The following is a 22155-nucleotide window of genomic DNA, read 5'->3' as shown; positions in this document are numbered from 1 at the left end:
CATTCCTGATCGCATGCGAGGCTCATTTAATTATATATTTTGGTTTTTTTGTGTAAGCTTATTCTTTTCTTGTAAGGAGAATGCTAATCATCAAGACAAAAAAGTCTTCAATATTAATCTTGATCAGGGTTTAACCTCCATTGATCCAGCCTTTGCACGGAACCAGAATGCCATCTGGATGACCAACCAGATTTTTAATGGTTTGGTACAGATCGATTCATCCTTGCAAACACTTCCCTGTATAGCCAAAAGCTGGCAGGTTTCGGAAGATGCATTAACCTACACTTTTAACCTGCGTACGGATGTTTACTTCCATGACGATCCTATATTTAAGAACGGTAAAGGGCGCAAAGTAACTGCTAGTGATTTTGCATATAGTTTTTATCGCTTAATTGATCCAAAAGTAGCCTCATCAGGTGGGTGGATTTTTAGCGACAAAGTGAAGGATAAACATAATTTTATTGCATTAAACGATTCTACTTTTCAGATCAAGCTGGTGCGTCCTTTCCCGCCCTTTATGAGTTTGCTCACTACCCAATATTGCTCTGTTGTACCCAAGGAGGTTGTAGAACATTATGGTAAAGATTTCAGAAGTCATCCCGTTGGTACTGGCCCATTTAAATTTAAATATTGGAAAGAAGGCGAAATATTGGTGCTTTTAAAAAATGATCATTATTTCGAAAAAGATGTCAAAGGAATAGCACTACCCTATCTTGATGCCGTAAAAGCCAGCTTCATTACCGATAAACAAAGTGGTTTTATGAGTTTCCTGAAAAAGGATCTGGATTTTTACTATAATGTAGACGGCAGTTACCGCGATGATATCCTGACTAAAAGCGGAAAGATGACCTCGAAATACAAAGGAAAATTCACGCTAACCAAAAGCCCATACCTGTGTACAGAGTATGTTGGTATATTGGTTGACACCAATCTTTCGATTGTGAAGAAATCGCCATTGCGCTTAAAAAAAATCAGGCAGGCTATTAATTATGCTATAGACCGTGATCGATTAATCAAATACTTAAGAAATGGCATTGGCATAGCGGCAACCTCTGGTTTTATTCCTAAAGGCATGCCTGGTTTTGATAGCCTGGCCGTTCAGGGATATGCCTATAACCCAAAACTTGCTGCTAAACTTTTAACGGAAGCTGGTTTCCCAGAAGGGAAAGGCATGGGAGAAATAACCTTAAATACAACCACAACTTATAAAGATCTGATCGAATTTATCCAGGGAGAGCTTACGGCGGTAGGCATTAAAGCTAAAATTGATGTAAGCCCAAGTGCTAGCCTTAGGGATTTAATGTCGAAAAACAATGTTAACTTTTTCCGTGGTTCCTGGTTGGCCGATTATGGCGATGGCGAGAATTTCCTTTCTATGTTTTATTCAAAAAATAAAGTCCCTTATGGGCCAAATTATACTGCTTTTTACAATAAAGAATTCGATCAGTTGTTCGAGAAAAGCTATTACGAAACCGATAATGAAAAACGCTTTGAACTGTATCGGAAAATGGATCAGATGGTAATGGACTATGCTCCGGTTGTCCCTCTTTTTTATGATCAATCGGTTGTAATGCTTCAAAACAATATTAGTGGATATTCTTTCAATCCACTGAGTTTGATGATTTTAAAGCGGATCAAGAAAACTTAGAAAAAAATGTTGCTTTTCATTTCCACTGTAAAGAGATTTTTTTTTATTAATTGGAGAATGACAAAGCTTTATTGTTAATGGCAATAATTATCTTTAATTTTGAGTATGGATGCTTTGATTGTTTACCCTGAGAATAAAGAACAGCTGACTGCTTTGAAAGCAGTTATGAAAGTTATGAAAATCACTTTTGAACAAAAAAGTGAGGTGATACCCAAAGCAGTAATAAAGGGCGTTAAAGAATCTTTGCAACAGGCCGATTCGGGTGATCTAACACCATATACCGGTATAAAGGAAATGTTAGGCAATTAATGGCTTTAAGTATTTTTTATACTAAAAGGGCAAAAGAAACAATTACCTCGGTTTATCTTTTCATACAACAGAAGTTTGGGGGTAATGTTGCTGATAAATTTATCAAAAAAACGGAAAAAACAATAAAATTAATTTCGGAACAACCTTATATGTTTAAAGAATCCTCATTCGAGGTAAATGTTAGGATTGGTCTGATTACAAAACAGACTTCAGTTTTTTATCGCGTCACCAATAATTCCATCCATATATTATTTTTCTGGAATAATCTGCAAGAGCCCCTAAATATTTAATTAAATTTTAGAACTAAAAAAGCCTCCCGATTTTGATCGAGAGGCCTGAACTGTATATTTAGATTGGGTTTTATTGTTGAACGCCGCCCATACCGCCTTGTTGTTGATCTTGTTTAACATCGTCGTTTTTGATCTTTTTCTTTTCTGTAAATTTAAGTTTACCGAATGAGTAACTAAAGTTAACTCCAAAAGAACGCAATGGATAATAGATATTGGTACTTTGGTAGAGCGTACTTGTTTTATTTCCAAGTGTAGTAACAGAGTTATTTACAGTTTTAATATGCAAATCGCGGGTAAATGGATTTAAGGTATTGATACCTATTGAGCCTTTTTTGTTTAAGATATCTTTCTTGAATGATGCACCGTAAAATACCATTGCATCTGTTTTACCCTGATAAGTTCTTCTTGGCGAGTTTACCACACCAAACAACTCGAAATTGTAACCTTTACCAAATCCGTATGCAGAACGGCCAAATATATTATAGTTTAAAAAGGTACCTGTACTTAAACCTGTTTGTGTATTGCTTACCTCGTAGGTATTAACACCAAGGTTAGTCATTAAAGTCCATTTTGGTTTTGGATTGTATGAGGCAAAAACGTTCGCACCATAAGTTTGTGCTACCCCCACATTAATATAAGTAGATAATGTTTTCTCAAACCCATTCTCTTTTAATGGAGTTATAGAACTTTCAATTACTCCACCTGTGCGACGGTAAAATACTGATGCATTGATCACAGATCCTTTAATAAAGGTTGAATAACCAAGTTCAAGGTTATCACTTAACTCAGGACTTAATGTTGGTTCTCCTTGTCTGATATTAAACTGATCGCTCTCATTACGGAAAGGGTTTAAATAAGCTAAACTCGGTCTTTGTACCCTACGGTTGTAGCTTAATTTCAAAGTTGCATTACCTTTAAGTGTTTGCGAAATGATGGCGCTTGGAAATATGTTGAAATAGTTGTTTTTCTGGATGCCCGGGTTAACAGTATTGAAATCGATACTGGTATATTCTGACCTTAGCCCACCTTTAAAGTTTAATTTTTTACTCAATTTAAAGCTGATTACCCCATATGCAGAGGCTACATCCTGCTTGTATTCAAAATCCTGGTTTGCATTATTAGAAAATTCACTATTGATGTTTCTAAAAATCCCCTTTGCACCTACCTCTAAAATGGTCGATTTGCTAAATGGATAAGTGTAGTCTGTTTGTATAGTGTATTCTTGATTTTTACCTGTATTGTTATTATTTACAGCAGGAAATGAACTTCCAATAATTTCGTTTTGAAAATCTGTTGTATTTCTTCCTGATGATAATTGGCCAGAAATCGTGAATTCTTCTCCTTCTTTTTTAGTGGTATGCTTATAGTCTACATTCCAGTCGAAGTTATTAAAGCCCATATCCATATCACTGATGTTTTTAAATGGCACCCCATTTAAAACATAATCTGCACTTCCAGGACCACCGTTTGAAAAGTTATTGTATTTTATATTGGAGCTTACGTTATTATAGGCATTAAAATCATAATCAACACCAAAACTGCCATTATACCCTTTACGGCTCCATTTAGAAACTCCATCCTGCATGATATTGGTTATCGTTGTTTTGCCAATGGTATCAGTACGGGTACTATTTTCAAACAAAACTCTCGAATCTTGAGCATACGCTAAGTTTGTACCCAAACTTGCATTTACACTTAAACGACCCGTTTTTGCAGTTAGGTTAAATGCACCATTGTTTTGACGTGTACCTGCAGATGCATTTACCGTACCACTTACACCTTGCGCATTCGATTTTTTGGTAATGATATTGATGATACCGCCCGAACCTTCTGCGTCATACTTTGCAGATGGACTGGTAATTACCTCCACACTTTTAATTTGCTCTGCAGGAATCATTTTTAGTGCATCGGCAACGCTGCTGGCCATAGTACCAGATGGTTTACCGTTAATTAATACACGAACGGCACCACCACGTAACTGAACATTTCCATCAACATCTACCGATAACATAGGTACCTTACGCATTACATCAGTTGCATCGCCACCAGCGTTTGTACCATCAGCTTCGGCGTTATAAACCATTCTATCGATTTTATTTTCGATAACCGCTTTTGTTCCCTGAACCTGCACATCGGCCAAAGTATTTTCACTTGATGAAATATAGATTGTACCCATATTATTATCAGGTTTTGATGGCGTTGTGGTAACCAAAACAGATTTTGTTTTGTAGCCCATAAAACCGATCATTAGTTTATATGAATCAGGCGATACATTTTGTAAAGTTAATTTTCCCTTTTCATCGGTTACACCACCATTAACAGATTTATTATCCTTCGTATTTACCAACGATATAGTTGCGTAATCAATTGGTTTTTTAGTAAGTGAATCGAGTATAGTGGCAGTAATACGTCCGGTAACAGTAGATTTTTTTGGTCCTCCACCAAAGCCACCACCAGTAAACTGGGCCTGTGCGGTAAAAAATAATCCAAGGATGAAGGTAAGTAGTAAAAGTTTTTTCATGTTAAGAGTTAGTCTTTTGTAATTAGTCTACGCAAATTGCATTTTGTTACAATTATAACCTATACTTTTCACTCCAACGCTTTTAATTAGTCGGCAAACGACATGGAATTATCGGTGAAAGAAAACATGGAAAATGTAAAATGGATAATGGATGATGGAATTTTCCCATCATCCACCTTACCGCTTACATTACACAATTACCTCGAAATATTGTTAGGCCTTGAATAAACCATCTGCATTACATTAATATTCCGCATGGCAAAGGCTGCCTCACAATAATTTAAATAATAATTCCACTTGCGGATAAAGGTCGCATCAAAGCCTAATGCCTTAACCTTATCGAGGTTCTTATTAAATTCGATAAACCATAAATGTAATGTTCGGGCATAATCTAAGCCCATATCCTTTAAATCAACAAGCGTTAAATCACCAGTTTCATTTATCGCCTTATTTATTGCCGCTACCGAAGGCAAAAGTGACCCGGGGAAGATGTGCTTCTGAATCCAATCTACACCGTTTCTCAATTTATCATACCTGCTATCGGGCGAGGTAATTACCTGAAAGGCAAAAATCCCATCGGGTTTTAATAACTCCTGGCATTTTTCGAAATAGGTTTCCAGGTATTGGTGACCAACGGCTTCGAGCATTTCGATGGAAACAATCTTATCAAAAGTGCCTTCAATTTTACGGTAATCCTGAATAATGATAGCAACCTTATCGGCCAATCCCTCAGCCGCTACTCTTTCTAGCGCTAGTTTCTGTTGTTCTTTCGAAATGGTAACCGAGGTAACTTTGCAGCCGTAATTTTTGGCTAAAAAAATTGCGTTGCCGCCCCATCCGCTTCCAATTTCCAAAACGTGGTCGGTGGGTTTTATCTTTAACTGTTTCGCCAATCGATCGTACTTGGCATATTGAGATTCTTCTAAACTTAAGTTCTCCGGAGAAAAGTAACCACTCGAATAAGTCATTGTTTTATCGAGAAAAGTAGCGAAAAAATCATTATTGAGATCGTAGTGCGCTGAAATATTTTTTTGTGATCCGGCCAGGGTATTCGCCCTACGCACGTGATAAATTTTATTTACCCACTTAAAAATATTCAGTGCAACAGATTTTACTTTGCTACCAGTAATAGAGGGGGCATTTTCGATATTCAGGATTACCCATTTAATTACATTAGTAATATTTGTTGTATCCCACAAACCAGCGGTATAGCCCTCTCCAAAACCGATATCGCCATAAAGTGCTATCGATTTAAAAAAATCGGGATGGTTTACCTGGATATTCGCTTCAATTTTATGTTCACCATTACCAAAAACCAACGTTTGTCCGTTGGGCAGTGATAGTTCTAGTTTACCCAGAGTCATTTTAGAAAGTGCATTAAGCACTACTCTTTCATAAAAACCGGTAGATGTTTTGGTAGCGGCAAGCGTATTCATAATCTTTAATCTATTTTATTTGTGGTTTATAGGGTTTATATACGTTGCGTTGCAGTTCAGGGTTTTTGGATTTTGGGTGAAAAGGTATTTTTTTTATCCAAAGTTTAAAAGCCTGCCAATGAATCATGCCCATTATCTGCAAAGGAATTAGCGGTATGGAGAAAAAATACTTCAGCATATTGCTGTTGGTTAACGCTTTTTTCTCTCCTTTTAAGGTACTGATAAAAAACAGATTACCATTTTTATCCAGATCATCAATTTTAATATCGAGTGTATTAGTCGGTATTTTTAATTTAAAATCGAATGTATCATCATGATCTATAAATGGCGAAACATAAAAATATTTTGTGGTTATTTTTTTGAAGGTATCGCCTTGCAATTCGTCTTTTCCGAAGAAAAAAAGTTTCATTTCGCGATAGGTATTACTAATTTCGGCCACGCAACAAACTGGGTTGTCTTGTTGATCGAAACAATAATAAAACGAAACCGGATTAAAGTTATAGCCCAAAACATTAAGGTTGGTAAGCAATTTTATTTTCAGTTCGGCACCGTCTACTCCATTTTCTTTTAGGTAATCTTCTAAATGCTGGCGGGTATTTTTAGTTTGATCGGGATTATCTTTCGGTAATTGAAGGTGCTCGGCATCCCGAAAAGAAAAGAGGTTAAATTTATTATGGCTAAACCATCGTAGTTTTTTTGCAAGTAGCTCCAATTCATCCAGATCGATATAGAACATATACACCCTGTACCAAAAAGAATGTTTTTTTGGAGCCAGGCGATGGTGCATCACTTTTGCAGTATATATGTTTGAGTTGATTTGCATTAATATTACAATTTACAAAATTTATAGTTCATGTCTCCATTTTGAGTTCGTCATTTCGAGCGAAGTGCAACACAGTCGAGAAATCTAACTAGCAGATCTCTCCATTTCGCTGCGCTTCAGTCGAGATGACGAAATGATTTATAGCTCTATGCACAAATCAACGGCACTTTTGTATGCATCTTCATGGAAACCATATTTAAAATAGCTGCCACAGTAATATATAGGCCCTGTTTCGTTTAACTTATGTAATTGTTCTTGTGCCTGCATGGCCGAAACATCGAACAAAGGGTGATGGTAATCGATTTCCTTAACTATCGTTTCAGGATTTAAAGTTCCGGTCGGGTTAATGGAAACAAAGTAATTTCGTTTTTTAGAAACCCCCTGCAAGTTATTCATCCAATAAATGGTACTCGGCAATAACTGGTCGCCCTGTTTTTCTACGCGGTAATTCCAGCTGCTCCAGGCCAACCTGGCTTCAGGCATCTGTTTTTCATCGGTATGTACAACAGCTTTATTCAGCTGATATTTAAATTTAGAAAGCAGTTCGGTTTCGAGCCTGGTTTTGTCTTTTACAATTTCGAAAGTCTGATCGGCATGAGTAGCCATAATTACCTTATCGAACTCGAATATTTCGCCTTTGTCGTTTTTGACTTCGACTTTACCGTTTTCTAATCGTTTTACTGAAATAATCTTATTGTTAATTTTAATCTTATCGCGGAAAGGTGCAATTAGTTTTTCGCGGTAAGCCTGACTACCATTTTGCAGGGTATACCACTGATGTTGGGTATCTAAGCCCAAAAAACCATGATTTTTAAAGAAACGAATCAAGGTAACGGCAGGGAAATCCAGAATCTGTTCCATTGGCGCACTCCAAACCGCAGCACTCATCGGAATCAGGTACTGCCAAAGCATATCTTCGCTGTAACCAAATGTTTCAAAAAACCTTCCAATAGAATAATCCTGATATTCTGGTTTATCCAAAATCTCGATACTTTGTTTGTTGAAACGGTTAATCTGCATGAGCATTTTCAGGTACGAAATGTTAAACAGATTTTTTCGCTGCGCAAATAAATGGTTTAAACTCGAACCGCTATATTCTAACTTTTTAGGCAGAAACTGAACACTGAAAGACATATCTGTTTTAATTACAGGCGCATCGATTTCTGCAAACATTTCGGTCAAGTTTGGATAGGTTTGGTAGTTAAAAACCATAAAACCACTATCCAGATAAATGGGTTTTCCATCCTCTTCGAGCGTTATCGTGTTGGTATGTCCGCCAATATAATCGGCTTCTTCGAAAAGTGTAATATCATATTTATGTTGCAGTTTATGGGCACAACCCATACCTGCTATTCCTGAGCCGGTAATGGCGATTTTTTGCATTTTGATAGATTTGAATTAACGTCATGCTGAATTTATTTCAGCATCTGTTAGAAAGACCCTGAATCAAGTTCAGGGTGACGCACTGGGTTAAACCTTATTAAACAAATAATGGCACACCATCCATTCATTTCCTTTATTGTAATTGAATAGTTCGGCGCACGACATGTAGAATAACCTCCAATAAACCCACCATTTCACAGCCTGATCTTTACCGTAGGTACTTTCTAAAATAGGCATAATTTCTTTTTTATGCTTGTCCATATTACTTAACCAGGCTTCAGATGTTTTACCGTAATTGGTTCCGTTAACTACCCAATGTTTGTCGATTTTGAGATCGTCGTTGAAGTAAAAAAACAGGTGATTGGATGGCATAATGCCTCCGGTAAAAAAGTATTTGCTCATCCAGTCGGTTTCGTCGATCACCTCAAATTTGTAGGCTAAGCTTTTATGCGTAAATATGTGAACGAATAACTTGCCATCAGGTTTCATAAAGGAAGCAACTTTGTTTAAAAGGAATTTATAGTTGCGCATGTGCTCAAACATTTCTACCGATACTACCCGATCAAATGTATCTGCAATGGTAAATGTATTCATATCGGCAGTTAAAACGGTTAAGTTCTGTATTCCACGCTGCTTTGCCGTATCATCAATAAAAATTTTCTGCGTAGCAGAATTAGATACTACTGTAAAACTACTCTCAGGGAACTTTGCCGACATATAAAGCGAAAGCGAACCCCAGCCACAGCCCAGTTCTAAAACATTCTGGCCATTTTGTAAGTCAGCCCTTTTGCAGGTTAAAGCCAGCATATCATCCTCCGAAGTATCAATATCCTTAACACCGGGTTTCCAATAGCCACTACTGTATTTTAAGTTTTTGCCAAGGCAATACTGAAAAAATGCGGTAGGTAATTCATAATGCTGTTCGTTGGCATCGGCAGTATTTACAGCTATAGGCGATTGCTTCAGCTCTGCCACCAGATCCATAAATTTTTCCTGCTGTAATTCTTCGTTGCCCAGCGTTTCATCATCCAAGCGTTGTTTGCATAATTTTCTAATGCCAATACGCAATGCCGTATCAGGAAGTTTATCGTTTTCTAAAAGTTTATCGTACCACATGATATGGAAAATGTAAGATGGTTAATGGAACAATGTGTATGGTGGAAAATGGTTGATTTACGATGTAAAGCTGATGATGGATTTGCGAATTGCATGGTCCTTCGTCCATCTTACATTTTCCCTTTTCCATCCTTTTTCCCCCATGGAAAAAATGAACTCGTTGTTTGTTGGTATTTTTTATAAGCTACAGGTTTGCTCCTTAAGTTTTGCTCTTCATTGTTCGGAACGCCGGTAACCTTGGTTAATAAATACAAAATAATAGCAGGACTGATGATGGCCAGGACACCCCAAGGTGAGGCCAGGGCGAAAATGAAATAAGCCATCCACGTTAACCATTCGAAAAAATAGTTTGGATGACGGCTGTAGTACCATAATCCGGTATCGCATACCTTGCCTTTGTTACTGGGATCTTTTTTAAATGCTGCAAGCTGCCTGTCGGCAATCATTTCGCCAAAGAACGCAATTACCCAAACTGCAGCACCAATATATTCTAAACTAGAAATTGCCTGTGAAGGATTGGCTGTAATAATAAAAAATGGAACTGCCAGGATAACATTAGATATCGCCTGAAATTGAAAAAACACAAAGAAATTCCGATCGGCTTTTTCACCCCACTCTTTACGGAGCTGCTCGTATCTTCCCTCCTCCTCATCTAAATGACCAATAACGCGCTGCCAAAGATGAATACCCAATCTCAATTCGGCTAGTAAAAACATACCACAAATTAAAATTTTTCGGGGTTCAAACCCATCCGACAGGAAAAAAGTAATCAACGTAATCACGGGAAAATTCAATGCCCAAAAAACATCAACCACACCAGCGTTTTTGATTTTCTTTGCCCAGAGCCAAACCATGGTCATAATTAAACAGCAGGCAATTAAAGAGATGAGGGCGATAAAAAGTAGATGTTCGGTTCGAGGCATAAGGTATAAGGTAAAAGGGGTTTAAGGCCAAAAGCCTATTAGCTTAGCTATTAACTTCAAAGCACAACACCCTACACCCTCAATCCTACACCCTATGCCTTAATAAGTAATTCTTTAACACCTTCGCCTTCTTTTAGTTTGAATAAATGCACTAAAACATAAGCCAAAGTTGCTATGCTACCTAAACATACGAACAAAATGGTAATAGAGATTTTAAGAATAATGCTTTTTTCTTTATAAAACATCCAAAGGGTGATAATGAAGATGTTAGCATAAAAATCCCACAATGTGGCGCGCATCCAAGGAATGCTACCCAGAAAATCCCATTGATCGAATAGGTTGCTCTCTAATGATGTAGTAATAACCTTGTAACACATAAAAACAAGTAGTGCAGAAAAAACAATTTTGAGAAAGTTGATCATAGTATGGAAATTAATTATAAAAAACAGATTGCCCTATATACGGTAAGATAGGCAAAAGGGATTTTATTATAAAATCCTGAGTAACGCTTCGACTCCGCTCAGAGTGACAAAACGCAGATTATATTCCGCATTTTCAGTACGTTTTTTTTTTTAGAAAAGCAGGTTCCTGTTCGTGTCGGTTCCCGAAGTCCTGCTTCAATCTTTTTGAGCTGCTGGTGTGCTGAGGCACGAAGCATCTGCAGCATATGAAACGGATGCTTCGTGCCTCAGCATGACAGCATATTCAAGGTTACTGCAAACAAAAAGGATTTTCACTGCTGTCAGGTTTAGATAATGTAGAACTGTGCAAGAAACAGAAATCTAGATGCAAAAATTCATCAAATAGGACTCGTGCTAGTCCTTCGACAGGCTCAGGATGACAAATTATGCAGGTTAATTCAGTGATTTTAATGCATCCCGGTCTGAGTGGCTAGACAATTGCTGCTGGCGAGTTAGCAATTTAGTCTTTGAGCTTTAGTCTTTCAGCTTTACCTTTTAAACCTTTCTGATCTTAATAATACGCATCCAGTGCAACACTTTCATTACCGGATAGGTTGGATCAAATTCCCACCATTTGGTAGCAAAGTTCGGACTGTTTGGTTTTTTGTGGTGGTTATTCTGAAAAAGCTCGCCCATTAACAAGAAATCCCAGGGAAGTGAGTTTTTACTATGATCATCATTATCATGGTTAGAATAGCCGTATTTATGCCCACACCAGTTCACAATTGCCCCATGTAATGGGCCCATTAAAAAGTGGATCGGTAATAAGATAAATAGCCACCAGTGGTTGGCAAAAGCCACATAAAAACCAATATAAAACAGTCCACATGCAATTCTCCAAGCCCATGAATTTCCAATTTTATCAACAATCGGCCATTCGGGATAATTACCCTGGAAAGCTGGTTCTGGCTGTATTTTAAATTGTAAATAATCCATATACATGTTCTTCGTTGCAATCATCATCCCGAAAACATCCTTAAAAAAATGCGGAGAGTGTGGATCTTTCTCCGTATCGCTATAAGCGTGGTGCATCCGGTGTAGAATGGCGTAAGCCCTGGGGTTTAAAAATGATGAGCCTTGCGAAATCAGCAATACCAGATAGAAAAACCGTTCCCAAAAAAGCTCCATTTTAAACATCTTGTGTGATGAGTAACGGTGAAGAAAAAAGGTTTGACTAAACAGGGATAAAAACCAATGGCAAAGAAAAAAAATGAAGATAATCATGTATGCGTGTGTATGCTATATAAACGTATTTTGAGGGCGTTTAGTTTTTCATCTTGTGTAAAAACTACTCTGGATTAAGCGTTTAGACCAAAAGAATCCTGTTCAAAGGTATAGAACAGGATTCCATTTTTAAAATTATTTTATTATCTACCGAAATCGTCTTGAACACGTACGATATCGCTTTCATCTGATGGGTTTGAAGCATCGGTATGTTGCCATATTTCTGCTACAACACCCCAATCTTCTAAACCAATTAAACGGTGGCGTTCGCCTTGTTGTAATTTAATCTGGTCTTTTGGAGCGTATTTTTTCACTTCACCTTCTTCATCAGTTTGGCTGGTTTTGATGCCAACCGTACCAGTTACCACTTGCCAGATTTCAGCTCTACGGTGGTGGTATTGCCACGAAAGACGTGTGTTTGGGGCAACGATTAAAATTTTTGGGCTTAATTTACCGCCTATTTTAAGGTCTTCAACATTTAATCCATCAAAATAAGTATCTGCAAATTGTTGCGCCTGGGCTTCATCTATTACAAAGAAACCACCCCATGGGCGGGTTTCATCGCGGTTTACTACATTAAAACCTTCAATTTTTAAACGTTGTGCTACGCTTTCGAATATTTCTTTTTTGTCGTTTGTCATTGATAAAATATTAGTTTTTCTAATGATTGTCGAGGTTCACAGGCATTAATTAATCTCCCGTGTGGTTCAATAATTTGCCGCAAAAATAAGCCTAATAAATTAAAAAAGCCCTTTCGTACCTTTTATTTTTTTAAACTCAATTTAACTATTAACATAAAATCTGCCGATACACAGATTAAAGGCTGTAAAATTACTACTAAAAACCTTTTGTGAGTATGATATCACCCCTTCGCTTTTGTATGTTTGATAAACATTTAATAGCTGTTAAAATGATCCAAAAAAACGTAATCTATATTTTCCTTCTTCTTGTTTTCGTCCAGAAAATCTCAGCCAAAGTTTACCATATCGGCACCGAACAAGAATTTAAGGCAATTGAATCTATTTTGGTTGCAGGTGATGAGGTAGAGATCAAAAGTGGAAATTATACCGATTGGGCGATAGTCATCAGCTCGAAGGGTACTTTGGCCAAACCGATTATTATCCGTGCAGAAAAATCGGGATTGGTTACTTTTTCAGGGAGTATTACTAAACCAGTTTTTAAAATTTCAGGAGATTATATTTTTATAAATGGGATTAATTTCAAAAATGGTGTATTGAGTAAAACGGGTATATTGATTGAGTTAAATAAGACCAATAATTGCAGGATATCAGACTGTAATTTTTCTGCAAACCAGGTTAAATCGCAGTTTACGCCTTTAGTTGTCGTATCAGGAAATGGTAGCAACAATATTGTTCAAGGCTGTAGTTTCATAGCAAATGTAGATAACCAGGATGTGCAGGTTAAAATCACCAAAGAATCTTATCCTAAATTTACGTTGATTGAAAACAATATTTTTAGTGATAAAGTGAAAGTGAGCTGGCAAAATGGTAATGGTGGTGAGTGTGTACAAATAGGTCAAGATCCGGTATTATTGGGAAATCAGCGTCCGGAAAGTACTGTACGCAAAAACAGGTTTATCCGTTGTAATGGCGAAAACGAAGTGATTAGCAATAAAAGCAGCGGCAATAAATACCTGAACAATTATTTCGAAGATAACGATGGAGAGTTGGTGATGCGTGGTGGACATGATTGTGTAATTACCGATAATACATTTAAAGGAGGTACGGGTGCTATCAGAATTAATGGAACCGGGCACACAGTGATCAAAAATAAAATTGTTGGTATCCAAACGGCCATTAGGTTAATGTATGGCATGGCGAAAGGAAAGGAAGAAGTTGGCTTTTATATCGCGGCGAGCAATTGTATGATAAAAGATAATACAATAGCTAACGCCACTACTGGAATATTGGTTGGCGATAGCAAAGATGCCAATTGGACAGGAAAATTTGATACCAAAAGGTATCCTTCACCAGTAATGCAAAGTGTTGCTCCTTTTGACAATACTATTGGAGAGAACCGTTTTAAGAATGTTAAGGCTGAAGTAATAAGGAAATAACATTTAACAAAAAAGAGATTGTACCGAAAGTTATGTACAAGAATTAAAGCAGATTTATTCTGGCATTGTCGTCATTCTCGCGCATGCGGGAATCTTAAAGCTAATGCATTATGATTCCCAATCAAGTTGGGAATGACGAACCATCGAAATATTATTCCGCAATTAAATTAGTCAAACTACTTTAAATACAATCTCTTCTTTAATCAATTATAATGACCTATTGAATTTTGTTCACAACAAGATCATCGAAATAAATGTAGCTGGTTTGGCTAGAGCCCCATACTGCAACATCTTTTCCACCTCTAAAATTGTGAAATGATAACCTTTTAATCAAACGTTGTGCATCGTTGGTCGTCCAACGGATAGCTTGATCCAATACGGTTGTTCCATTGATGATTACCTGTACCTGACCATTTTTAGTCGATCCGGTATTGCTTTTCACATATAAATGAACCGTGTAAGTATCGCCTTTAACCAGGCTGCCTGATGAAGGGTACGACTTGCCGAAGGTATCGCCGCAAGGACCAGCCATATCTCTGTGGTAAACGTAAGGCTGAAAAAACACACGGCTACCGGTATTGTACCACATTAAACGCAAGCTTCCACCGTTACCGTCGCTGGCAATATCGCATCCGGTATTACCTTCTCCGATCAGGAACCCGAAGCCAACTTTACCGCCCCGGCTCCAATCGAACTGACTATGGAAACGTACTTTAAAGGTTGCCTCGTATGCCGAACCGTCTGATATATCGGCGCCAGCGATTAAACCATTTGAAACAGAATTAGGTGCAAGGGTAGCCCTGGCCCAATTACCCGAAATATAGGCCCTGCTTTCGTTCCAGCCTGTTAAGGTTGCACCACCTAAATCGGCACTGGCCTCGTCATAGGTGTATGTGCCATCGGCATGGGTAAAACCGGTATTGATACTACTTGGAATAGCCTCTGTAGTGGCTTTGGCAGTTGATTGCTCTACAACCTCAATGTTTTCTAAGATTGGTTCTGCTACTTTGTCTTTCTGACAACCGTAAAGGCTAAGGGAAAGTACAAGTACCACTGATGCAATAAAGTGCATTGAATTCATTTTCTGACTCATGTTAATTTTAGTTTAGATTTAAATTTGGTTAGTGATTTTTTGAATGAGGTGCAATACACTATCCTTGATAGTGTATTACTGATTTAATTTAGTAGCCGTTTTTTATTCTTTTGGTTAGCTTGATCTGATACGCTAACCTAATCAAAAATGTAATCTCAAACAGACATCAACTACCTTAAAAACAGCTAAATGCGATTTAACGGATGTTACAACGATTGAAATATTTGCGATTAATATATTGGCAAACCTTATTTTATAACAGGGCGTAAGATTCGTGGATTTTTAAACTACAGTTCACAATTACTTTTTTATAATCCCTGGCTTCAATATCACCATTAATGAGTTTAACCAACAACATTACAGCCTGTTCGCCTAAGGCCTCAGGGTTTTCTTCGATCGATGCAATTGGCGGAGCACTGAGATAAGTAATAATTGGATCGTTACCGAAACCGATACATTCGAGTTTTTTAGCATAAGGATGTTCAACTGAACGCAAAAATTTAATCGTATCGAACAATAACTTCTCTTTAAAGGCCACTAAAGCTGTAGGTCCGTTTTCAGGATCGCTAAAAAGGTTTTTAATGGCTACCAGGGTATTTTCATCATCAAAATCGGTATAGGCCACGTGGTTAGCATTAAAAGAGATATCGTTATCCTTAAGTGCATTAATGTATCCAGAGAAGCGATCATGACTAAAATTTACCATTTTTGGTCCGCCGAGGTAAGCCACTCTTTTATGCCCGCGGTTAATCAGGTATTCGGTGGCCATGTAACACCCCTGATGTGTATTGCCTAAAACTTTATGGCAGTTAAGGTTAAAACTTGGATTACGGGTATAATAAACTACTGGAATCCCAATTTTCTCGAATTGATCGAGGTGGGCGAAATCGGAAGTATGTTTGGAAATGGCTACAATTAACCCATCTACCCTCGATCCTAAGAGCGTAGCCGCAGCAGTTACCTCCATTTCAAAATTATCGTGTGATTGGCTGATAATAATATTGTAACCGTTTGTTGTGGCCAACTGTTCCATGCCATAAATGCTACGCGTAAAGAAATGGTCGGAAAGATTTGGCAGTATAATACCAATAATCCTCGATTTACGGTCCCTAAGCCTTAGCGCAGAAATATCGGGCGTAAAATTTAATCTGGCGGCGAGTTCTTTTACCCGCAACTTTGTACTTTCTTTAATCCGTGGATAATCTTTTAACGATTTGGAAACGGTAGAAATAGACAGCTTTAATTCTTTTGCAATTAATTTTAATGTAACAGGTTTATTTTCCATAGGTAAAGGATGTTTAAGCGTTACAATGAGGTGAGCGGATAGCGTGTGGCGTTTAGTATTTCGTAAACTTTTTAAAGGTTAGGGATTAGGGGTTAGCGTTTAATACATAACTAACCCCTAACCCGCTAAACAATTAACTATCTATGGAATTTTATCCAATGCCGGAACATTGTTTTCGTAACCTGTGTACCCCTTATTTTGATTGATACGGCCTTCTGTATTAAAACGCTGCGCCGCTGCCGGAACTGGCCAAAGCACGTGGTATGGAGAAATCCTGAAGTTTACGCCCAATACAGTTGGTACTTTATTACGGTAAAAATCGTTCTTTTCGATAATCCTGTCGTAAAAGAAATTATTATCAGAAAATGAGGCAAGGGTATAGGTTTTCCCATTATAAGCCGGCTTTCCTGTTGTTGCAAAGATATAGGCAATGCGGGTAAGCTCAGTTTTTCGTGGCTCCTCATAATACAGCTCTCTTGCTCTTTCGTCTAATATTGTTCCGATGGTAATTGCCGAAGCATCGGTTAGCAAAGCTGCATTAGCCCGCGAACGCACCTGGTTTAAATCGGCCATGGCCAAAGCGAGGTTGCCTTTCCAATAGTAAGCTTCTGCCCGTAACAGATAGGTTTCGGCCAAACGGAAGATATACCAGTCGGTATTGGTTCCTCTTGGCGGCGTCCAATATTTATCAACCGCAAGTGCATTTGTAGAATTAATAAAAGTTTTATAGTGTGGCCAGCCGAAAAAATGGCGGATGGTATCTAAACCTTTATTCAGAAACATGTTATTTACATTAGCTGGGGTCACATCAACCAATGGTTTGCCATACAATGCCTTTTCAGACGGGTTAGTGGATGATTTAAGTGCAGGGTTGTTATACACCAGATCGGTCATGTTCATCCACATGCCTGGTGCATGGCGGTAATCGGTATTATCTGTCCAGATGTTTTTAGTGCTATAAGATGTACCACGGTAACGTCCAATTCCCCTTCCATACATCAGGGTTAGTGGTATTTCGACATTAACGCCATCAACAATGGCCTGTGTAATACCAGATGGGGTTTTTAAATTGGCAAAATGCCAGGCTGGCACACAATTACGCATGACCTGCGATCCAAGTTCGGTGGCACCAGCGAGGGTTTCCCGATCAATGGTTAAGAAAAGCGCTTCGCGGTTAGCTGCAATGGCCTTATTATCCATCCGGTGCAAATCCCACACCACATTTTTACTTGCATCTCCGGCGGTACTGCCAAAACGGTTTCGCATTAAACTATATGTTCCACTGTTGATTACATTGTTGGCTGAGGTGATGGCTGCATCAAAATCGCCCAAAGCAAGATTAACTTTGGTAAGCAGATGGCTGCAGGCACCTTTGGTTACATCCCCGCGATCTACATTATCCTTTACCCATTTTTCGGCAAATAGCAGATCTTCCTGCATTTTTTTCAATATCACCTCGCGCTTGGTGGAGAAATAATCAAGTTTTGGTGAGGTAATGTCTTTTAAATTTAAAGGAACATCGCCAAATTGATGAACCAGACGATAATAGTAAAAAGCACGATAGAAATATGCAGCGCCAAGAATTGCATTTTTTTCGGCCTCATCTTTAAAGGTTACATTACCAATGTAAGTAATAACGGTATTGGCCATGCGTACCCCTCTAAAACCTTCGGTCCAGTAAAAACCGATTCTGTTAAAATCAGGATTGTCCAGATTGGCATCTGGTGTTACCCGGGTATCCATATCCTGAGCCTGTGTAGTTTTATCGGTTGTTCCATCTACAGCCACTTCAGAGAATATAGATTCGGTAACAATCGGTGCCATATCGCCAGTAAATTCTCTCCTCACATTGGCTCCAATACCTGCTATAGCCGCTTTCATAGCCGCTACACCAGTTAAAGCTGTTTGAGGTTCTAATTGTGATAATAATTCTGAATCGAGATTTGATTTTTTACATCCATTTGCTGATAATAGAACAGCCAGGGCCACAAACGGAATTATTTTTTTATATGTGATATTCATCTTCGTCATTTTTTAAAGGGTAACATTCAGTCCGAAAGTGTAAACTCTTGGTGTTGGAACAGGATTTCCGTTATTATCTGCAGTTTGCGGGTCCCATTGGTTCCAGTTTGGCGCATATACACCTGCATTACTTACATTGGCATATATTTTTGCGTTCTGTACCCTGAGTTTGCCCAGAAAATCTTTTGGCAGGCTGTAAGCAAGCGCAATGGTATTTAACCTTATGAACGAGCTTTTACGATAAGCATTAAAACTTACCCCACTTAAACCCGAGTTTAGGCGGGCATAATCATTAATAGGATTACCTGGTGTCCAATAAGATACAACATAAGAGCTCGATCGCCCAAAGCCTACACTTCCTGGCTGGTTTTTGGTTTGGTTATCGGCCCTAAGCTGGCCCCAGCTTGATATGAACTGGAATGAAAAATCGAAATTTTTATAGATATTAAAATCGTTGCGGAACGACCAATTGAACCTTGGACTTTTGTAGCCTATAAACTGTTTATCCAGATCGTTGTAAACATAATTCCCATCTACATCCAATAATTTAAAATCGCCCGGTTTAATTCCTTTGTTAAATTTATTAGCTTCTGCTACTTCATTTTCCTGCCATACCCCTAAAATTTTATACTCCCAAATTACATCGATGTCTTTACCGATAAACCATCCGTTACCCGGATCATCATTTGGTGTGGCCAGGCCAACAATTTTATTGCGGTTAAGTGAAAGGTTTGCAGAAGTGCTCCAAGTGATATTTCCGCCAGTAAAGTTTTTACTGGTGATACTCAACTCAAAACCCCTGTTATTTACACGGCCTAAATTGGCAATAACATTTGCATAACCCGATACGGATGATAAAGACTGACCGATTAAAAGATCTGATGTTTTCTTATCATAAAGTTCAATAGATCCGTTGATTCTATTGTTCAAAAATCCAAAATCCAAACCAAGATTTAATGACTTTGTCTTTTCCCACTCCAGGTTTGGATTGCCCAAACGCGAGCTGTTTACAACCGTATTTACCTCTCCTGGTGTACCACTGCCGCTAACCGATTGATACTTACCTCCGGTTAAAGTCTGGATAGCAACATAAGGATCAATTACGTTGTTAACATCCCTGATTTCTCTATTTCCATTGATACCATAAGATAAGCGCAGTTTTAAAAAGTCGATCCATTTAACCGATTTCAAAAAGCTTTCTTCACTTACTGTCCAGGCCACTGCTGCTGCTGGAAAATTAGCACGTTTTTTTGAGGCTCCAAAAGCAGAGTATCCATCTCTACGGACAGAGCCCGTTAAAGCATACCTGCCTTTGTATGAATAATTTACCCTGGCCAATAGTGCATCTCCTGTATATACTTTATCATCGCTGCTTACGGTAGGTTTGTTACCGCTTTGAATGTTATGAAAACCCAATACATCGGTTGGGGCAAAGCCCTCATTACTTGCAAAGGTGTACCACGTAGAGTATTTTTCGGCATTAACCAATAGCGTTACATCAATGTTATGATCTGTTGCTATAGTTCGGTTCCATTTTAAAAGGTTATCCAGCTGCCAGTTGTACCTGGTTTCCTGGGCCCTCGATGCCGAACCACCCGGTATGGTTACATTTGGATTTTTAGAAGATTGGTGATTAAAGGTGCGGTACTGATCTAAACCCGGACTAAAATTAGCTTGATAAGTAATACCAAAAGGCAATTGCACTTTGGCATAAAGACTACCGAATAAAGTGCTTTGTTTTTGCAACCTCGAATTATAAGTTCGGTCAAGAAAAGGATTACGGGCATTGAGGCCATTATCATCGGTAGGGATCCTTCTTAAAGAACCGTCTGCATTATAAAAATCGCCGTAAGGAGATAAATCTGGCAGTTGCGAGAACTGCGCTTCAATAGCACCCTCATCACGATCGGCAAATTGCAGATTCATGCCAAGGGTTAAAAACTTAGCCGCTTTTCCTTCCAGGTTTAACCGGGTACGGAAAGTACTGAAACCTCCACCTGCAATAATGCTTTCATTTTTAAGGTAGCCTAAGGACATGTAATAGGAAACCTCCTCTTTTTTCCCGCTAAGGCTTAGGGTATGATCCTGGCGTTGTCCGGTAACAAAAAGCATATCGTACCAATCTGTTGTTTTTCCTGCAAGATAATTGGCCTTCTCGTTAGCCAAAAGACCAAGACGGCTTAACCAAAGATCAGTTGGGTTGGTGGTGGTTTGCCCATTTAACCACTGGGTAAGCGTTACTCCTTCCGGTAAATTATTTGGATCATTGTAGATGTAAGGTGGATTTACCCCCCCACTGCGCTGTACATCGGCACGCCAGTTTAGAAAACCCGGGCCATCATACACAGGTTGATCTTGAGCCAGGGTAGCCATCCCAAAGTTTGTATTTACCGTAATGGTTGGCGCGCCGCTTTTTCCTTTTTTAGTGGTAATGGCTACCACACCTGTTGCCGCTTTAGCACCGTAAACCGCAAGTGAACTGGCGTCCTTAAGCACATCGACCGATTCGATATCGTTAGGGTTAATATCAGACAGCTGACCGATAAAAATAACCCCATCTAACACAATCAACGGTGTTGTAGTACCTGTAAGCGTAGTTTTTCCGCGCACAAGCAGATCTCCTCCACCTTTAGCACTATTGTTAAAACCAACACTTAAGCCTGGGATGTTACCACGAAGGATATCGGTAACACTATTTGGATTTTCGTTTTCCAATTGCGCAGCTTTAATGCTCGAAACAGCACCGGTAACATCTTTTTTCTGTGCAGTTCCATAGCCAATTACCACGACATCGTTAAGGCCTTGCGCACCGTCATCCATCGTAATATTAATGGTGGTACGACCATTTAGGGCAACTTCTTGCGTAGTAAAGCCGATAAAGGTGAAAATTAATGTTTGATTGCCATCGGGAGCTTTTATGATATACTTACCCGCAGCATCGGTTAAGGTGCCAACCGACGTATTTTTTATCCTTACACTTACACCTGGAAGTGTTATGCCTTTGTTATCTTTAATGGTACCCACAATGGCGGTTTGGGCAAAAGCGCTAAAACTCCCGAACAGCGCCAGAAGCAAAACCGCTAAAATTTTTGCTTTACCCGCACCGATGCGCTTAAGGTATAGCAATACTCCTCTTTGGTTGTAAATTTTACTCATATTTATATTTTAGTTAATGATTATCTGTTAAATGACCCTTATCATGATAAGAACCTGCCAAATGCTTATCTGTAAAACTTCAGATCACAATAAGTTAAATGGCAAATTGGCTGCTGAAATTGAAAGAAATATTAGCCAGAGAAAAAATGAATAATACCGGCATGTGGGTATATTGGTTGACTCTTGAACATAGATGATTTGGTTAGACTTATTTTATCTAATATAAAAATCTGTGGTGCGAGATGTAAAAAACTATAATCCGAATAAGCCCAAAATCTGCATCAGATTGGATTTACAACGATGTAATTAATTTCGGGTTTATACTTCATTGGCTTCATTAACCACAGATGGAACAGATAAAAACAGATCTTATTAGTGTGTTTTTTAG

At 38.5% G+C, this 22155-nt stretch carries 17 protein-coding genes; 4 read left to right on the top strand and 13 right to left on the bottom strand.

Annotated elements, in window-relative coordinates:
* The first annotated feature begins 13 nt into the window (after window positions 1-13).
* The 3 genes from EZ456_RS15855 to EZ456_RS25830 all read left to right on the top strand — a co-directional run bounded on the left by EZ456_RS15855 (window position 14) and on the right by EZ456_RS25830 (window position 2247).
* Complete coding sequence (locus EZ456_RS15855; RefSeq protein ID WP_131531762.1) at window positions 14-1648, top strand: ABC transporter substrate-binding protein; 1635 nt, start codon at window positions 14-16, stop codon at window positions 1646-1648.
* A 105-nt stretch (window positions 1649-1753) separates the two neighbouring features.
* Entirely contained in the window at window positions 1754-1957 is a 204-nt protein-coding gene (locus EZ456_RS15850) for a DUF2683 family protein (protein ID WP_131531760.1), read from the top strand.
* Window positions 1957-2247 (top strand): type II toxin-antitoxin system RelE/ParE family toxin, encoded by a 291-nt coding sequence (locus tag EZ456_RS25830; protein ID WP_131531758.1) that lies wholly within the window; start codon window positions 1957-1959, stop codon window positions 2245-2247. The genes EZ456_RS15850 and EZ456_RS25830 overlap by 1 nt, the downstream gene beginning before the upstream one ends.
* 70 nt (window positions 2248-2317) lie before the next feature.
* Here the strand turns inward: EZ456_RS25830 and EZ456_RS15840 are convergent, their stop codons facing one another.
* From EZ456_RS15840 to EZ456_RS15800, 9 genes are all read right to left on the bottom strand, one after another.
* Window positions 2318-4768, bottom strand: coding sequence for an outer membrane beta-barrel family protein (locus EZ456_RS15840; RefSeq protein ID WP_131531756.1), 2451 nt, complete (start codon window positions 4766-4768; stop codon window positions 2318-2320).
* A 197-nt stretch (window positions 4769-4965) separates the two neighbouring features.
* The gene (locus EZ456_RS15835; RefSeq protein WP_131531755.1) at window positions 4966-6204 is read right to left on the bottom strand and encodes an SAM-dependent methyltransferase; all 1239 of its coding nucleotides are present in this window, start codon (window positions 6202-6204) and stop codon (window positions 4966-4968) included.
* 10 nt (window positions 6205-6214) lie between these two features.
* Window positions 6215-7027: a DUF1365 domain-containing protein gene (locus EZ456_RS15830; protein WP_131531754.1), complete on the bottom strand. Its 813-nt coding sequence runs from the start codon at window positions 7025-7027 to the stop codon at window positions 6215-6217.
* 138 nt (window positions 7028-7165) lie between these two features.
* A complete protein-coding gene (locus EZ456_RS15825; protein WP_131531753.1) occupies window positions 7166-8410 on the bottom strand; it encodes an NAD(P)/FAD-dependent oxidoreductase in 1245 nt (414 codons plus the stop codon).
* Window positions 8411-8497: 87 nt separating this feature from the next.
* Entirely contained in the window at window positions 8498-9526 is a 1029-nt protein-coding gene (locus tag EZ456_RS15820) for an SAM-dependent methyltransferase (RefSeq protein WP_131531752.1), read from the bottom strand.
* Window positions 9527-9636: 110 nt separating this feature from the next.
* Window positions 9637-10449 (bottom strand): DUF1295 domain-containing protein, encoded by an 813-nt coding sequence (locus EZ456_RS15815; RefSeq protein WP_131531751.1) that lies wholly within the window; start codon window positions 10447-10449, stop codon window positions 9637-9639.
* A 92-nt stretch (window positions 10450-10541) separates the two neighbouring features.
* The gene (locus EZ456_RS15810; RefSeq protein ID WP_131531749.1) at window positions 10542-10871 is read right to left on the bottom strand and encodes a DUF1475 family protein; all 330 of its coding nucleotides are present in this window, start codon (window positions 10869-10871) and stop codon (window positions 10542-10544) included.
* 534 nt (window positions 10872-11405) lie between these two features.
* A complete protein-coding gene (locus tag EZ456_RS15805; protein WP_131531747.1) occupies window positions 11406-12134 on the bottom strand; it encodes an acyl-CoA desaturase in 729 nt (242 codons plus the stop codon).
* A 143-nt stretch (window positions 12135-12277) separates the two neighbouring features.
* Window positions 12278-12775 carry a cupin domain-containing protein gene (locus EZ456_RS15800; RefSeq protein ID WP_025142534.1) on the bottom strand — a complete coding sequence of 166 codons (498 nt, stop codon included), beginning with the start codon at window positions 12773-12775 and terminating at the stop codon, window positions 12278-12280.
* Between the two features lie 269 nt (window positions 12776-13044).
* Here EZ456_RS15800 and EZ456_RS15795 point away from each other — a divergent pair, with 269 nt between their 5' ends.
* On the top strand, window positions 13045-14211 hold the full coding sequence (locus EZ456_RS15795) for a chondroitinase-B domain-containing protein (protein WP_165501348.1): 1167 nt from the start codon (window positions 13045-13047) through the stop codon (window positions 14209-14211).
* Window positions 14212-14428: 217 nt separating this feature from the next.
* Here the strand turns inward: EZ456_RS15795 and EZ456_RS15790 are convergent, their stop codons facing one another.
* From EZ456_RS15790 to EZ456_RS15775, 4 genes are all read right to left on the bottom strand, one after another.
* On the bottom strand, window positions 14429-15304 hold the full coding sequence (locus tag EZ456_RS15790; RefSeq protein WP_131531743.1) for a polysaccharide lyase: 876 nt from the start codon (window positions 15302-15304) through the stop codon (window positions 14429-14431).
* A 253-nt stretch (window positions 15305-15557) separates the two neighbouring features.
* A complete protein-coding gene (locus EZ456_RS15785) occupies window positions 15558-16589 on the bottom strand; it encodes a LacI family DNA-binding transcriptional regulator (RefSeq protein ID WP_131531741.1) in 1032 nt (343 codons plus the stop codon).
* A gap of 141 nt (window positions 16590-16730) precedes the next feature.
* A complete protein-coding gene (locus EZ456_RS15780; protein WP_165501347.1) occupies window positions 16731-18611 on the bottom strand; it encodes a RagB/SusD family nutrient uptake outer membrane protein in 1881 nt (626 codons plus the stop codon).
* Between the two features lie 12 nt (window positions 18612-18623).
* Window positions 18624-21767, bottom strand: coding sequence for a SusC/RagA family TonB-linked outer membrane protein (locus tag EZ456_RS15775; RefSeq protein ID WP_131531739.1), 3144 nt, complete (start codon window positions 21765-21767; stop codon window positions 18624-18626).
* Window positions 21768-22155: the final 388 nt, after the last annotated feature.

It is taken from the genome of Pedobacter psychrodurus (assembly GCF_004331735.1).
GTDB lineage: Bacteria > Bacteroidota > Bacteroidia > Sphingobacteriales > Sphingobacteriaceae > Pedobacter > Pedobacter psychrodurus.
The sequence above is the reverse complement of the archived record's forward strand: the minus strand, read 5'-3'. Positions and strand labels throughout refer to the sequence as shown.

What these genes read in the sequence shown, in the direction of transcription:
- EZ456_RS15785 (WP_131531741.1), bottom strand. Translation starts at nt 16,589, where the DNA reads ATGGAAAATAAACCTGTTACATTAAAATTAATTGCAAAAGAATTAAAG.
- EZ456_RS25830 (WP_131531758.1), top strand. Translation starts at nt 1,957, where the DNA reads ATGGCTTTAAGTATTTTTTATACTAAAAGGGCAAAAGAAACAATTACC.
- EZ456_RS15810 (WP_131531749.1), bottom strand. Translation starts at nt 10,871, where the DNA reads ATGATCAACTTTCTCAAAATTGTTTTTTCTGCACTACTTGTTTTTATG.
- EZ456_RS15780 (WP_165501347.1), bottom strand. Translation starts at nt 18,611, where the DNA reads ATGAATATCACATATAAAAAAATAATTCCGTTTGTGGCCCTGGCTGTT.
- EZ456_RS15795 (WP_165501348.1), top strand. Translation starts at nt 13,045, where the DNA reads ATGATCCAAAAAAACGTAATCTATATTTTCCTTCTTCTTGTTTTCGTC.
- EZ456_RS15815 (WP_131531751.1), bottom strand. Translation starts at nt 10,449, where the DNA reads ATGCCTCGAACCGAACATCTACTTTTTATCGCCCTCATCTCTTTAATT.
- EZ456_RS15790 (WP_131531743.1), bottom strand. Translation starts at nt 15,304, where the DNA reads ATGAGTCAGAAAATGAATTCAATGCACTTTATTGCATCAGTGGTACTT.
- EZ456_RS15775 (WP_131531739.1), bottom strand. Translation starts at nt 21,767, where the DNA reads ATGAGTAAAATTTACAACCAAAGAGGAGTATTGCTATACCTTAAGCGC.
- EZ456_RS15805 (WP_131531747.1), bottom strand. Translation starts at nt 12,134, where the DNA reads ATGATTATCTTCATTTTTTTTCTTTGCCATTGGTTTTTATCCCTGTTT.
- EZ456_RS15855 (WP_131531762.1), top strand. Translation starts at nt 14, where the DNA reads ATGCGAGGCTCATTTAATTATATATTTTGGTTTTTTTGTGTAAGCTTA.
- EZ456_RS15825 (WP_131531753.1), bottom strand. Translation starts at nt 8,410, where the DNA reads ATGCAAAAAATCGCCATTACCGGCTCAGGAATAGCAGGTATGGGTTGT.
- EZ456_RS15840 (WP_131531756.1), bottom strand. Translation starts at nt 4,768, where the DNA reads ATGAAAAAACTTTTACTACTTACCTTCATCCTTGGATTATTTTTTACC.
- EZ456_RS15830 (WP_131531754.1), bottom strand. Translation starts at nt 7,027, where the DNA reads ATGCAAATCAACTCAAACATATATACTGCAAAAGTGATGCACCATCGC.
- EZ456_RS15800 (WP_025142534.1), bottom strand. Translation starts at nt 12,775, where the DNA reads ATGACAAACGACAAAAAAGAAATATTCGAAAGCGTAGCACAACGTTTA.
- EZ456_RS15820 (WP_131531752.1), bottom strand. Translation starts at nt 9,526, where the DNA reads ATGTGGTACGATAAACTTTTAGAAAACGATAAACTTCCTGATACGGCA.
- EZ456_RS15835 (WP_131531755.1), bottom strand. Translation starts at nt 6,204, where the DNA reads ATGAATACGCTTGCCGCTACCAAAACATCTACCGGTTTTTATGAAAGA.
- EZ456_RS15850 (WP_131531760.1), top strand. Translation starts at nt 1,754, where the DNA reads ATGGATGCTTTGATTGTTTACCCTGAGAATAAAGAACAGCTGACTGCT.